The organism is Hydrogenophaga taeniospiralis CCUG 15921 (assembly GCF_001592305.1).
GTDB classification, from domain to species: Bacteria; Pseudomonadota; Gammaproteobacteria; order Burkholderiales; family Burkholderiaceae_C; genus Hydrogenophaga; species Hydrogenophaga taeniospiralis.
The window spans coordinates 53,338-66,971 of record NZ_BCWR01000010.1 but is presented as its reverse complement, the minus strand read 5'-3'; the positions used below and the strand labels follow the sequence as shown (position 1 = coordinate 66,971).

Below are 13,634 nucleotides of genomic sequence, written 5' to 3'. Positions count from 1 at the left end.
CAAGCCGCTAGCGGCGCTGCAGGCGGTGCGCCTGCCGGAAGGCCTCCGGCGTCATCCCCACGCGCCGCCGGAAGAACTTGACGAAGTTCGTGGGCTCGCTGAAGCCCAGAAGCTCACCGATCGCGACCGACGTTGACGTGCTGTGCACGAGCAAGCGCTGAGCCTCCAGCGCCACACGCCGATCCACTTCGTCTTTGGCCGAATGCCCCAGCACGTCCCTGCAGGCGCGCGTCAGGGTGCTCGTTGAAACGCGCAAGCTGCCGGCGAGCCGAGCCACCGACGGGCGGGTGTCGACCCATCGCTCCAGCTCGCGCCGCAAACGCCGAACCAGCATGGCCTGCACCGTTGGCGCTGTCGCCTGCCCCGTCGCCGATCGGCTGAGGCTGAGCATCTGGCACACGAGCAACTCGCGCGACATGGCGGCCGACAGCTCGTCCAGCAGCGGTCGATCGAGTTCCCTGCGAAGCACCGCGGCCAAAGAACTCCAGGCGGCCAGCCCATCTGCGTCCAGCTTGAAGTGGACCGGCCAATCCTCAAGGTGCAGCAGCGCCATCGCTCCCTGCTGGGACTTCGACGCCTTTGGCAGCACAACGGCCGGATCGATCAGCAGCACGTCGGCTTCGAGGCCATCCGTGGGCTGCCACTGCTGCACCTGTCCAGGCCTCACGAAGACGACGTGGCCGGTGCGCAGCCCGATGCGCTCGAAGTCGACCAGGTGTTCTCCACGCCCTCCGGTTGCCACGAGGACCATGAAGAACTCGACACGCTCCGTCACGACAAACAGGCTCGCGGACACCCGGGCACGCAACTCCGACAAGGTCATCAGTTCCACGCCGATGGGGTTCAGTCGGGCACTCTCGAAGCGCGTCTCGCGCAGTGCCTTGGGGGTTGGGGTCACAAGCCGTCCTTTCCACACACCGAAGGGAATACAAGCTCGATTTCTACCATCATTTTCCCGACGATGACCTAGCAGACGGGGTTCGATGCCGGCAAAGTACCTGCTTCAAACCAACCAACGTTCAACCGAGATGTCTTCCTTCCGAACCCTCTCCAGGCAAGTCGTCACATTGGGCCTTCTGGCGATCGTCGCTGGATGCGCATCGTCCCCCTCTTCTTCCCAAGGAGCCTCCATGTCATCTGATCCCAAGGCGCAAGTCGTCGCGCTGCTCAAAGCCATCGAAACCGGCGAATCGGCACCGGTCGCCGTCGTCAACCCCACCAAGTACATCCAGCACAACCTCGCCGTCGGCGAGGGCCTGGCCGGCTTCGGCGCGGTGCTGCAGGCCTTGCCCAAGGGCTCGGCGAAAGTGAACACGGTGCGTGTGTTCCAGGACAGTGAATTCGTTTTCACGCACACCGACTACAACTTCTTCGGCCCGAAGATCGGCTTCGACATCTTCCGTTTTGAAGACGGCAAGATCGTCGAACACTGGGACAACCTGCAGGAGACGCCCGCCCAGGCCAACCCGAGCGGGCGCACCATGCTCGATGGGCCGACCGTGGCAAAGGATCTGGACAAGACGGCAGCCAACAAGCAGCTGGTCGCGTCGTTCGTCGATGACATCCTGGTGAACGGCCGCATGGACCGCCTGGCGGGTTACTACGACGGCGACAACTACCACCAGCACAACCCGCAGATCGCCGACGGCCTGTCCGGCCTCGGCGCGGCGCTGAAGGCCATGGCCAAGGCGGGCGTGACGATGAAGTACAGCAAGGTCCACAAGGTTCTGGGCGAAGGCAACTTCGTGCTCGTCGCCAGCGAGGGTGAATTCGCCGGCAAGCCGAGCGCGTTCTACGACCTCTTCCGGGTGGAGAACGGCAAGATCGCCGAGCACTGGGACACGATCGAAACCATTCCGCCCCGCTCGGAATGGAAGAACGCGAACGGCAAGTTCTGACGTCGGGAGGAATGCATGAGCCCCTGGAAGTTCCTGCTGAGCAGCGCGCTGTCTGCGACCTTCGCGGTCCAGCCGGCCCTCGCCGCCGGCCAGAGCGGCAGCGTCATCGAAGTCGTGACATTCAAGCTCAAGGCGGGTGTCGCTGCCTCCGAGTTCGCTCCGATCGACAAGGCGGTGGAGCGTGAACACGTCGCCCAGCAGCCGGGTTTCGTGTCGCGCGAAAGCGCGCACGGTGCGGGCGGCGAGTGGCTGGTGATCGTGCATTGGCGGTCGGCGAAGGACGCCGACGCATCGATGGCAACGTTCGAAAAAGCGCCCGCCGCAGCGGCGTTCATGTCGAAGATCGAGGCCTCGACGATGAGCATGAAGCGCTACGAGCGCTAGGGTTCGGGCGGCGGGCACCTGGCCGTCATGACGATGACCCGGCACTCGCTCCGGTGATCCGCGCCATGGGCTGCCGCAGCGGCCCATGGCTCATGATCTGCCGCCCCAGCACCACGGCGCTGCCAGCGGCCAGCGTGAGCCCCAGGGCACCGTGGCCAGCGTTGACGTAGAGATTGGTCGGCCCCATCTGCCGCGTGATCGGCACGGCGGTGGGGGTCGCAGGGCGCAGGCCCGCCCAGGGCTGGGTCTCCTCGAACCCGCATGCGCCGGGAAACAGGGTGTCCACCGCCTGCACCATTTTCTGGATGCGAGACGGGGGTATGGACAAATCGTGCCCGACCACTTCGGCCATGGCCGCGACACGAAGCCGCCCACCCAATGGCGCAAACACCGTCTTTCGCCCCAGATCGGTCACGCTGACCACGGGCGCCTTCTGCGATGAATGGATCGGCAAGGTGATGCTGTAGCCCTTGATTGGATAGATCGGCAACGAGACATGGACCGACGCGGCCAGCCCCGGGGCCGCTGCACCGTTGGCGATCACGAACACGTCGGCGGTGAGCGCGCCGCCGGGCGTCTGCGCCGCCACGATCCGGCCGCCCCGTACGGAAAACCCCGTGACGGCCGTTTCAAAGTGCAGTTGCCCGCCCATGCGCAGCAGGCTCTGCGTCATCTGAAGACTCAACGCATGCGGGTCCCCGACACATTCATCGGCCGTCCAGACCCCACCCGCAAACCGCTCCTGGTACCCACTCAGGGCGGGTTCCTTGTCCACACAGGCCTGTGGGTTCAACACGGCCTGCTGGCACCCCAGCTCGGACTGGAACCGCACTTGAGCGGCCTGCCGCCGCAGCGTCTCGGCGTCCGGGCACAGCACGAGTTTGCCGTTCTGCTGAAAGGAAAACCCCCAAGCCTCCTGCGCCATCCATTGCTCCAGCGTGGCACGGCTGAGCTGGGCCAGCATGAGCAGCTCCCGGGTGCCCTGGCGCGATTGCCGGGCGTTGCAGGCGCTCAGGAACTGCAGGCACCACCACCACTGGCGCAGGTCCGGTCGCAGGCGAAAGCGCAGCGGCGAGTCGGGCGAGAGCAACATCGATGGAAGCCCCAGCAGGGTCGCCGGAGACGCCAGCGGCTCGACATAGCTGTAGCTGAGCTGGGCACCGTTTGCAAAACTGGTGCCACGGCCTGGCCCCTTGTCGCTGTCGACCAGCATCACCTCAAACCCTTGCCGTGCGAGCTGATAGGCGGTGGCGCAACCCACGATGCCGGCACCGACGACGCAGACCTTCATGCGCAGACCTCCCACCTCTCACTCATGCGTTCCGAGGCATGCGAACGCTGGTAGGCCAGGTAGGCGCACGCGGTATCGGCAAGCCCCGTTCCCACGGACTTGAACACGGTGATGCACGAGCCTGAGCTCGGCCACGGAGCCAGGCCACCGTACAGCGTGGGCAGGTCCAGCGTCTTGTCCAGCTTCGTCGCTTGTGACGCGTTCCACAGGACGATGTCGCCCGCCTCCTCCATGCTTTGGGGCAACCACTCCACGATCACGCGCGAAGCCCGGTCCAGCGTCGCGTCGTCCAGCTCCCGCCCTTTCGGTGCACTGATGCCGATCGCAGCCACGAACGCCCTGGGTTTGAGCCAATGGCCGAGGAACACCGGCTCCGTCGAACGGGTGGCGGTCACCACGACGTCTGCGCCCCGCACGGCCTCTTCCGCCAAACAGGCATGCACGCTGGCGCCGGTGCGTTGCGCGAGTTGTCGACACCAGTCCTCATCACACAAGGGATCGACCACCGCGATTTCCTGAAACCGGAACACACCACAGAGCGCATCGGCTTGCGCACGGCCCTGCAGGCCGGCGCCGAACAGCGCCAGCTTGCTGGCGCCCGCCGGAACCACCTTGCGGGCGATCAGGGCCGTCTGTGCCGCCGTGCGAAAGCGGGTGAGCTCGTTGCCCTCCAGCACGGCGAGCGCCGTGTTGGTGTCCAGATCAAACAGATTGACGAGAAAACTGAAGCGACCGGCCATCGTGGGATACACCTTGACCGCCGCCACGCCGCGGCCGGTCCAGATGCCGCCCATCGAACTGAGCCGCGCATTGGCACACTCACTGCGGGTTCTCGGGTGCACGCTGGCACGCCCGGCGCCAAAGTCCTGGTAGGCCTGGTCCAGCACCTCGGCCACGCTCTCATAGTCGAGGAGCTTGGCGATGTCGGCGTCGCTGATGAAGGATGGGTTCATGGGTCAACAGAAGTGAGCGGGTTGAAAAGAAGACGGATCATGGAATGCCGTACTTGTTGGGAAACCGGATGTTCTCTTTCATGTAGATGCTCATGGGGATGCGCAGACGTTCACCGTCGAACCACTTCCGGTAGATGGACAGAAGCTCCCCCGAATGCATCAGGTCCAGCAAGCTGCGATCCACCACCTCTCTCAATGCAAGATCTCCCTTGGGCAACATGAAGGCGTAGGGCTCCACCGTCATGAACGGCCCGCTCACCACCAGCTCGTCTTTAAGCTGTGAAAGCACCATCAGTCCATAGAGCAGCACGTCGTCCTGGGCGTAGGCGTCCACCGAGCCGTCTTCCAGCAACTTCAACCCCTCGGCATCGGACCCGACCATGACCACCTGAACGCCCTGCTCCAGCTGCAGTTTCCTGAAGCGGGCTTCTGCCGTGGTGCCACGCGTGACCGCGATGCGCTTGCGCGCGAGATCGTTGACCCTGTCCACCCGCAGCGTTTTCCTTGCGAGCAGTCGAAGGCCGGTGTTAAAGAACGTGTGGGAAAAATCCACGTCCTTTTGCCGGGCCAGGGTGTTGGTGTTGCCCCCGCACTCCAGATCGATCGCTCCGGCCTTGAGCATCGGGATGCGATCCGATGCCTGGATGGGCAGGAACTCCGGGGTCAGGTCGGGGCGAGCCAGCCGCAGCCGGAGTCTGTCGATCACCCGTCTGCAGATATCGATCGAATACCCCACGGTTTGACCTTGCGCGTCCTGAAACGCGAACGTACCGGGCGTGGGTATGTACCCCACCCGGATGCGACCGCTTTGGGCCATGCGAGACAAGGCCGGGCTCTCGTGAGGCGAAGGCACGGCGTCCGCGGCACCTGCGGCCAGCGATGAGCCCAGCAGCCAAGCGGTCAACAGGCGCCGGCCTGACCGGCGAAGGATCGGGTTCACGTGTCACCCCGCCTTCAGTCCAGACCACCGGGACGCAGCCCGTGCCAGGGCGTGGCCTGCTCGAAGGCATGGCCCAGGCGGAACACCAGCGGTTCGTCCCAAGGGCGTCCAATGAACTGGATGGAGATCGGCATGCCCTCGGGCGAAAGGCCAGCGGGCACGGCCAGCGAGCACAGGTTCATGAGGTTGACGAAGCGACCGAAGCGCGAGAGGGGCGTGGCGAGTTCGTCCACATCGGCCACCGGAATCGCCGATATCGCGTTGGTGGGAAACACACAGGCCTCGATGCCATCCATGGCCGCCAGCATGTCGTTTCTGGCCAGATCGCGCGCCCGCAGCAGCCGCAGGTATTCCCCCGCCGCCGTATCGCGCCCCAGCAGGACGCGCCGGCGGATGTTGGCGTCGAACCTCAGATCCGAACGTTCAAAGAGCGCCCCCAGGTTGTCGTATCCCTCGGCGCTCATCAGCTGGCCGGCGATGCGCATGGAATCGGCGCAGCTTTGAGGAAGCGGCTTCTCCACCAGTTGCATGCCCAGGCCCTTGAGCATGGCCAGGGCCTCGTCGTACGCCGCCAGCACCGCCGCTTCCACCCCCTCCCGCTCCTGCACCGGCAATACCCAGAGACGGGCACCACGCGGCATCGCGTTCACACCGTCGATGACCCGCCGGACAGGCGCGTCTTGCGACACCGGATCGCGCGGATCGGCACCGGCCATCACGTCCAGCAGAAGGGCGCAATCCCGCACGCTGCGCGCCAGCGGGCCCACCGTGTCGTGGGTGGGGCACAGCTCGATCAGGCCGTGCCGACTGATCAGGCCGTGCGTGGTCTTCAGCCCCACCAGGCCACACAGCCCGGCGGGTATGCGCACCGATCCACCGGTATCGGTGCCGATGGCGGCGCAGGCCAGGCCCGCGGCCACCGCCACCGCGGACCCGCTGCTGGACCCACCGGGGACCCGGTGCGTCTGCAAGTCCCAGGGATTCCAGGGCGTGCCCATGACCTCGTTGGTTCCCCAGCCCCCAAAGGCGTATTCCACCGTGTGGGTCTTGCCGATCACGATGGCGCCCGCGCTGCGCAGGCGCTCCACCACCGTGGCCGTGGTGGTTGAAATCCTGGCCGGCAGGGCCACCGAGCCGCCGGTGATGGGCTTGCCGCCGATGTGAAACAGGTCTTTTACCGCCACGGTGACACCGTGCAGCGGGCCCAGACGGACTCCGGCGCGGCGCAAGCCGTCCATGGCGTGCGCAGCTTCGCGGGCTTCCTCGGCATAGACGTCGACGAAGGCGTGCAGCTGATGGTCCAGCCGCTGGATGCGATCCAGTTGCTGCTCCACCAGAGATACGCTGGTGAGCTCGCCCGCATCCAGGGCACTGACGACCTCCTCGATGGAAGCGAAAGCGGGATCGAACTGAATAACGCTCATGCAACCCCCAACACACGTCGACCACGGTTCAACCGCCGCTCCAGCAGCCGCGAGAGCATCGACAGCGGAAACGCGATCCCGAAATAGAACAGCCCCACCAGCAGGAAGATGTGCAGCGGCAGGAAGGACTCGCTCGAAATGGCCCGGGCCGCCAGCATGAGTTCGTCGGTGGCAATGAGCGCACACAAGGAACTGTCCTTCAGCAAGGCCACGTAGGTGTTGAGCAAGGGCGGCAGCATGATGCGCAGCGCCTGGGGAAACACCACGTGGACGAACACCTGCAACGGCGAGAGCCCCACCGCCAGCGCAGACTCCCGCTGGCCCCGGTGAATGGCCGTCAAGCCGCCCCGAAGGATCTCGGCCACATAGGCCGAACCATGCAGCCCCAGACCGAGCGCGCCGGCCCAATAGCCCGACAGCGTCAGCCCCAGCGGCGGGAGCGCGAAGTACAGCGCCAGCAGCAGCGCCAGCAAAGGCACGGTTCGCACGAACTGCACATAGGCATTGGCCGCCACCGCCAACAAGGCGGCACCGCTGCACTGCATGGCGACCAGCAAGGCCCCCAGGCCCAGGGCCAGAACGAAGCCCACCAGCGAGAGACGGGCTGTCACGAGGGCGCCGTCCACCAGCCGTGGCCCCCAGTCGGGCAGGTACTCGAGGTAGGTCAGGAAAAACTCTGTCATCGCGCCTTCTCCATGGTCCGTTCGACCCGTTTGAAACCCCAGGCCACGGGCAACACCATGGCCGCGTACAGCAGCATGGCCGCCAGGTAGATCAGCGTGGTTTCGAAAGTCGATGTCACCAGGTTTCTCGCATAGAACATGATCTCGGGCGCGGCAATGGCCGAGGCGATCGAGGTGTCCTTGATCAGCGCGGTGGTGTAGTTCGCCAGCGACGGAAACGTGGCGCGAAACATCTGCGGCACGAGCACGTAGCGCAGCGTCTGACCTGGCGTGAGACCCACCGCCAGGGCCGCTTCACGTTGCCCCACATGCAGCGACTTCAAGCCCGCGGCAAACACGTCACACAGCACCGCCGCGCCCACCAGACCCAGCCCGACCACGGCCGCGAGCAGCGGCGACAGGCGCACACCGACCGTGGCCACGCCGAAATACAGCAGGAACAAATGCGCCAGCGCCGGGACGTTGCGCATCCACTCGATGTAGGCCGCCAGGCCCAGCTGCACCAGGCGGTTGCGCGAGAAGACGCGCAGCACCGCCAGGCCAAGGCCCAGCAGGCTGGCGATCACGAAAGCGCCCACGGCCACCTGGAGCGCGGTGGCCGCACCGGCCGCCAGGGTGCCCAGAATGCTGGCAAAGGTCCCCATGGCCGGCGTCATTTGATGTGGCCGGCGCTGGCGCCGACTTGACCGAGAAAGCTGCGCGTGCGGTCCACGCGCGGGGTGTCGATGACCTCCGCAGCGCTGCCTTGTTCCACGATGTGCCCCTGGTCCATGAAGATGACCCGGTCGGCCACGTCGCGGGCAAACCGGATCTCGTGCGTCACCAGGACCATGGAGCGCCCCTCTTCCGCCAGCTCGCGGATCACCCCCAGCACCTCACCCACCAGCTCCGGGTCCAGCGCCGACGTGGGCTCATCGAACAGGATCAGCTTGGGCCGCTGCGCCAGCGCCCGGGCAATGGCCACACGCTGTTGTTGGCCACCCGAGAGCCGCTCCGGGTATTCGTCGGCCTTGTGGCGCAGGTGCACCTTGTCCAGCATCTCCTCGGCCATTTCGTAGGCCTCGGCCCGCGCCATGCCACCGGCCCGGATGGATCCGAGCGCGACGTTGTCGCGAACGTTCAAGTGCGGCCATAAGTAGAAGCCTTGAAACACCATGCCGATCTCGGCGCGCTGCGGGGCCAGTTCACGGTCGGACATCAGGCGCAGCCCCCCGCGCCCGTCGGGCAACTGCCCGATGCGCTCGTCTTCCAGAAAGATGGAGCCCCCCGTGGGGCGTTCCAGGAAGTTGATGCATCGCAGGCAGGTGGACTTGCCCGACCCGCTCGGCCCGATCAGCGACAAGGTCTCGCCTTTGCGCAGGTCCAGGGAAATGCCCTTGAGGACTTGGAGCGGGCCGTAGCTCTTCTGGAGCCCTTCGACGCGCAGGAGGTGCTGGTTCATGGGCGCGGTCTCACTTGCAGCCGGGGAGTTGCCAGTTGGCCGGGCGGTCAACGCCGGCGCGGAAGTTCTTGCCCGCCGGCACGTACCAGACGTCCTGCACCAGGCCGTAGCGCTCGCCGATCTTCTTGAGCTCGCACTTCTGCCACAGCTTGGCGATCTCGGCGTTCACCGCAGCGGCCAGCTCGGGGTTGTCCTTGCTCAGGCCAAACACCACCTGGCCCAGCCCGGTCAACAGCGGGAAATCGGGGTTGTTGTCGGTGAAGGCGTTGAAGCGCAGGTTCCACTGCGCATTGCGGGAGATGGCGTACTGCACCACCGGCGGATCGCCGATCACGGCGTCCACACGACCGGCCAGCAGGTCGCGCACGGCGGCGTCCGAGGTGTCGTACTGGCTCAGCTGCAGACCGCTGATCTTGCGCAGCTCGGGGATGAAAGAGAAGCCGGTGATGGTGCCGACCTTCTTGCCTTCCAGGTCCTTCAGGGTGGACCAGTTCGTCTTGGACGACTGCATGATCCCGTTCTTGAAGTAGTGGATCGGGTCGGAGAGCGTCATGATCTTCGAGCGCTGCTCGGTCCAGCCCATGGTGCCGGCCATCACGTCCACGCGCTTGGATTGCACCGAGGCGATGGTGCCCGACCACTCCATCAGCGCGGGCTTGACCTTGAGCTTGAGGGCGTCGGCCACACGCTGCAGGATCTCGCCGTCGTAGCCGATCATGCTGCCGTCCTGGTAGCCGGTGCCCGGCATGTCGCCCGTGAACGCTACGGTGAAGAACCCCTTCTCGATCGTTTGGGGAGACGGCTGGGCAATGGCCAGCGGCATGTAAACCGCGGCACCAAAAACGGCGCACATGGCGCGCACCAGAAACGAGCGTTTCATATCGACTCCAGGGGAAAAATGGTTGGTGAAAAGTTGAGGAAGAACGCCGACGAGGCGTGAAATGGATCATCGGTTTGCACCCCGGTTTTGTGGTTGCAGGGGACCGCTGTTAAATTGAACGTATGCGACATGCAGGGGAAACCCCTAAACCCCATGGATAACAAACCCAGCCATCCCGCCTCCAGCCCGACGGAGCCCAACACCGGCGCTCGCGGTGAGGCGGACAGCGGGGATCTGATTCACCGCCTGGACGCGGCGACCGGCCGACACGCCCAGGACGGCGCCGTGGAACTGCGCATCGGCATCCTTCTGTGGCCCCGTTTTCCGCTGCTCTCGCTCGCGGGTTTGTGCGATGCGCTCCGGCATGCCGCCGACGTGGGCGACCAAAGCCGGCAGGTGCGTTGCTCGTGGAGCGTGCTGGGGCTGCCCGGTACCAGCATCACCGCGAGCTCGGGGGTGGAGATTCCGGTGCAGGAAGCGCTTCGGCCCGGTGAGAAGTTCGACTACGTCGCCGTCATCGGGGGTTTGCTGCCGTTCATGGGCAGCGTTGACCGCCGGTATCTGGACTACCTGCGACAGGTCGATGCAGCGGGCACGCCCCTCATCGGCATCTGCACCGGCACCTTTGCCCTGGCCGGCGCCGGCCTCATGAAAGGCAAGCTGGCCTGCGTGCACCCCTTCCACGTCGACGACTGGAAACGGATGTTCCCCAAGGAGCGGTACACCACCAACTGCGACTATGTGTTCGACGGCAACCGCATCAGTTGCGCTGGAGGCATGTCGATCATCGAACTGGCGGCCGAGCTGATCCGCATCCACTGCGGGCCGGACCGCGCCGCCAAGGTGGTGCACCAGATGACCGTGTCACAACGGTCCTCCTCGTCGCACATTGCCCGCCGGCATGCCCTGGGCTATGCCTCGGTGGACAGCGAGAAGCTGCGCCAGGCCATCGTCCTGATGGAAAAGAACTTGTCCACCCCGCTCGAAATCGGCGTCATCGCCCGACTGGTGGACTCCAGCAGCCGCCAGCTGGAGCGCGTGTTCCTGGCCGAGACGGGGGCATCACCTTCGGAGTTCTACCGGAACTCCCGGTTGAAATACGGCCGCTGGTTGTTGACCACGACCGATTCGACGGTGAACGACATTGCGTTCGAGAGTGGCTTCTCAGATGCCGCGCACTTCATCCGGCACTTTCAGCAGTGTTATGGCGTCGCACCCGGGCGGCTCAGGAAAGCCCTGGCGAAGCCGAGCTGAAACCCACGGCGTCGCTCGCTCCGCTCGACGACCGCTCTCATCGGCTGGAGCTACACATGCCTGTGCAGGCGCCTCAACCGCCAGAGCCACCCGCACACCGGCTGGGGCTGGGCGTCAGGTCCTTCCGCGCTGTCGTTTGCGCCGGGACCCGGGTCTCGGTGCAGGTACGCTCAGGCAGGCCCGTCATCAACGCACCGATGGCGCTGCTGCTGAACGCGCCGCTGTAGATGCGCAGGTCCTGCATCTTGCCGTTGAAATAGGGATCTCCCGAATACTGCGAGCGCCCCAGCCAGTTCTGGTGCGTCGAACCCAGCTGGAAGGGCGCCAGGTCGATGTCCGGGTTGGAGCCCACCGCCACGCCGTTGACGTACAGCGTGCCCAGCCGGCCCTTGAGCGTCACGGCCACGTGCACCCAGGTTCCGGTGCTCAAGGCCGCCGTGTGGGAGATGGCTTGCTCGCCAAAGTAGGTGGTGCCGGTGACGCGAAAGCTCAGCTTGCCGGCGCTGTCTCTGGGGATAAGACACATGTAGCTGATGTCGCTGCTGCCGAAATCGAAGATGCGGGTGTTGGTCACGGCGGTGTTCCAGTACACCCAGAGCGCGATGGTGAAGTCGCCCAAGTCCTCCACCACCCCTTTGCTCAGGGCGAGATGGCTGGTGCTGCCGTTGAAGGCCAGCGCATTGCCGGCGGTGCGCCCTGTGGTCCAGCTGGCGTTGCCCACCAGGCTGCCGTGGCGGGCGCTGCTGCTGTTGTCGGTGGCGCTTGTGCCCGAGGTCTGGTTCAGTGGCATGTCCAGGCGCAGTTCGATGGCCAGCTGCACCCGCGCGCGGTCGGTGCCCACCAGGGTCTGGCCGCCGTGCACCGTGCACACCCTGTAGAACCACTGGCCAGTGCCCGGGTTGTCGGTCCAGGTGCGTGTGGCGTCGCTGGCGAGGGTGGCAATGGTGGTGAATGAGCCATTGGCCGATGCGCTGCGTTGAACCAGGTACGAGGTGGCCACGGCGCTGCCCCACCAGGACAGCAGCACCACACCGTTGGTAACGTAGGCCGTGAGCCCGCTGGGCGCCACGGCGGCGCTGGCGGGTGGGAGGGAGAAGGTCAGCGTGCCAAAACTGGGGGTGTCGCCGCCCCACTGGTTCATTTCCGGGCGCAGCCGCTCCGCCATGCGGCGCACGTATGGCGCGGACAGGCCCTTGCGGTTGGCGTAGTGGTTGTAGAGGCATTCCCAGATGGGCCGCAGATGCGGCCGGCCCGACTCGGAGACCTGGGTGAACACGCCCTGCCGGTTGGCATACCGGGAAAAAGGCAGCGTGTAGTAAATGCCGTTGCTATCGGTCAGCTGCGCCTTGGCCACGTACTCCGCCCCCGCCAGCAGCCGGTTGTTGCGGTAGCTGTACAGGTCATCGCCTTGCTGCCAGGCCATTTCACACAGCAGGCCGCTCAGGCCCACGCTCAGGGTGGCATGCCCGTTGTCGCGCGCGAGCTCCTGCCACTGGCCCAGATAACCAGGGTGGATGCAGTAGACGTTGTGGTCCGCGGCACCGTTGCCGCGACCGGTCAGGTAGTAGTTCAGGGCCTTGTCGTAAATGTCGCGACGGTCACAGAAGATGCCGATGGCCATCTGGCCGCACAGGGCAATCAGGTCCCAGTTGGCCCAGTAGTTGGTGATGTTGGAGCCGTTGTGGTTGTCCAGGAAGTCCGAGCACTTGGACTGGAACTCCTTCAGCAACAGGTCCTGCATCGCCTCCAGACCCGCGCTGGACCAGCCGGCGTAGCCGCGCATCATTTCACCGGCCATGGCCCATTGGTAGCCATACAGACCGGCCGCGAGAAAGCGGTCTGCGTTGCCCGTGAGCGTGGTCATGGTGGACGACCAGGCATCCAGATACGCGACCGATGCATCGGCATAACGCGTGTCACCCGAGACCTTCCAGCGCAACGCGAACTGGTAGGCGCGCTGCACGTCTTCCACGATGGCGCGGAAGTTCTCACCTTCGCCACCGCGAATCACCGTGACCAAGGGCACCGGAGCCCGCCCCAGTTGCGAGCGTCCGCTGGCGGTGAGCGCATCCCAGCCACTCGTCCAGGGTGACACGCCATTGTCCTTCTGGGTTTTCATGCGCGTGAAATCGGCCGCACTGTGCATGACACCGGGGTGGACAAAACTGCCGGTGGACGCCGGGGTCGCCAGCCCGCGATCGCTGGTGCTTTTGAATGTCACGTCACCGCCGCTGGCTTCGCTGTCTCCGCCCAAACCCGCATCGTCACCACCACCGCAGGCCTGCAGCGCGGGCAACAGCAGCCCCGCTCCCAGGCGGTACATCAGCGTCCTGCGCGACAGGGTGTCGTGGACCATCGGTTGGGCGGCGGAGGAACGCGGCATGGACGGCATCTCGAATCCTGCTTTTTGACAAAGCGCGGATTCTACGGACCGTACCCCACCGGCCCTTCGCCACCGACCTGGCCCCGCTCAGCCCCCTGACGAC

The 13,634-nt window shown here is 65.4% G+C and carries 13 protein-coding genes; 3 read left to right on the top strand and 10 right to left on the bottom strand.

Annotated elements, in window-relative coordinates:
- Positions 1-7: 7 nt before the first annotated feature.
- On the bottom strand, positions 8-898 hold the full coding sequence (locus tag HTA01S_RS13430; RefSeq protein WP_068172329.1) for an AraC family transcriptional regulator: 891 nt from the start codon (positions 896-898) through the stop codon (positions 8-10).
- Positions 899-1,130: 232 nt separating this feature from the next.
- Here HTA01S_RS13430 and HTA01S_RS13425 point away from each other — a divergent pair, with 232 nt between their 5' ends.
- Positions 1,131-1,898, top strand: a complete 768-nt coding sequence (locus HTA01S_RS13425; RefSeq protein WP_068172326.1) for a nuclear transport factor 2 family protein — start codon at positions 1,131-1,133, stop codon at positions 1,896-1,898.
- Between the two features lie 15 nt (positions 1,899-1,913).
- Complete coding sequence (locus tag HTA01S_RS13420) at positions 1,914-2,282, top strand: antibiotic biosynthesis monooxygenase family protein (RefSeq protein ID WP_068172322.1); 369 nt, start codon at positions 1,914-1,916, stop codon at positions 2,280-2,282.
- Between the two features lie 25 nt (positions 2,283-2,307).
- On the opposite strand, the gene HTA01S_RS13415 is transcribed toward HTA01S_RS13420, so the two are convergent.
- Genes HTA01S_RS13415 through HTA01S_RS13380 form a run of 8 tightly spaced genes read right to left on the bottom strand, consistent with a single transcriptional unit; the run spans position 2,308 to position 9,894 of the window.
- The gene (locus HTA01S_RS13415; protein WP_068172319.1) at positions 2,308-3,573 is read right to left on the bottom strand and encodes a D-amino acid dehydrogenase; all 1,266 of its coding nucleotides are present in this window, start codon (positions 3,571-3,573) and stop codon (positions 2,308-2,310) included.
- Entirely contained in the window at positions 3,570-4,526 is a 957-nt protein-coding gene (locus tag HTA01S_RS13410; protein ID WP_068172316.1) for an ornithine cyclodeaminase family protein, read from the bottom strand. The genes HTA01S_RS13415 and HTA01S_RS13410 overlap by 4 nt, the downstream gene beginning before the upstream one ends.
- 37 nt (positions 4,527-4,563) lie before the next feature.
- Positions 4,564-5,466, bottom strand: a complete 903-nt coding sequence (locus HTA01S_RS13405; protein WP_157572099.1) for an amino acid ABC transporter substrate-binding protein — start codon at positions 5,464-5,466, stop codon at positions 4,564-4,566.
- Between the two features lie 14 nt (positions 5,467-5,480).
- Complete coding sequence (locus HTA01S_RS13400) at positions 5,481-6,890, bottom strand: amidase (RefSeq protein WP_068172310.1); 1,410 nt, start codon at positions 6,888-6,890, stop codon at positions 5,481-5,483.
- The gene (locus HTA01S_RS13395; protein ID WP_068172309.1) at positions 6,887-7,573 is read right to left on the bottom strand and encodes an amino acid ABC transporter permease; all 687 of its coding nucleotides are present in this window, start codon (positions 7,571-7,573) and stop codon (positions 6,887-6,889) included. Before HTA01S_RS13395 ends, HTA01S_RS13400 begins: the two co-directional genes overlap by 4 nt.
- Positions 7,570-8,217, bottom strand: a complete 648-nt coding sequence (locus HTA01S_RS13390) for an amino acid ABC transporter permease (protein ID WP_068172307.1) — start codon at positions 8,215-8,217, stop codon at positions 7,570-7,572. The genes HTA01S_RS13395 and HTA01S_RS13390 overlap by 4 nt, the downstream gene beginning before the upstream one ends.
- Positions 8,218-8,225: 8 nt before the next feature.
- A complete protein-coding gene (locus HTA01S_RS13385; protein ID WP_068172304.1) occupies positions 8,226-9,014 on the bottom strand; it encodes an amino acid ABC transporter ATP-binding protein in 789 nt (262 codons plus the stop codon).
- A gap of 10 nt (positions 9,015-9,024) precedes the next feature.
- Positions 9,025-9,894 (bottom strand): ABC transporter substrate-binding protein, encoded by an 870-nt coding sequence (locus tag HTA01S_RS13380; RefSeq protein WP_068172302.1) that lies wholly within the window; start codon positions 9,892-9,894, stop codon positions 9,025-9,027.
- Between the two features lie 153 nt (positions 9,895-10,047).
- Here HTA01S_RS13380 and HTA01S_RS13375 point away from each other — a divergent pair, with 153 nt between their 5' ends.
- Complete coding sequence (locus HTA01S_RS13375) at positions 10,048-11,148, top strand: GlxA family transcriptional regulator (RefSeq protein WP_084236098.1); 1,101 nt, start codon at positions 10,048-10,050, stop codon at positions 11,146-11,148.
- 73 nt (positions 11,149-11,221) lie between these two features.
- Here HTA01S_RS13375 and HTA01S_RS13370 read toward each other — a convergent pair whose 3' ends face one another.
- Entirely contained in the window at positions 11,222-13,531 is a 2,310-nt protein-coding gene (locus HTA01S_RS13370) for a LamG-like jellyroll fold domain-containing protein (RefSeq protein WP_245638084.1), read from the bottom strand.
- Between the last annotated feature and the right edge of the window lie 103 nt (positions 13,532-13,634).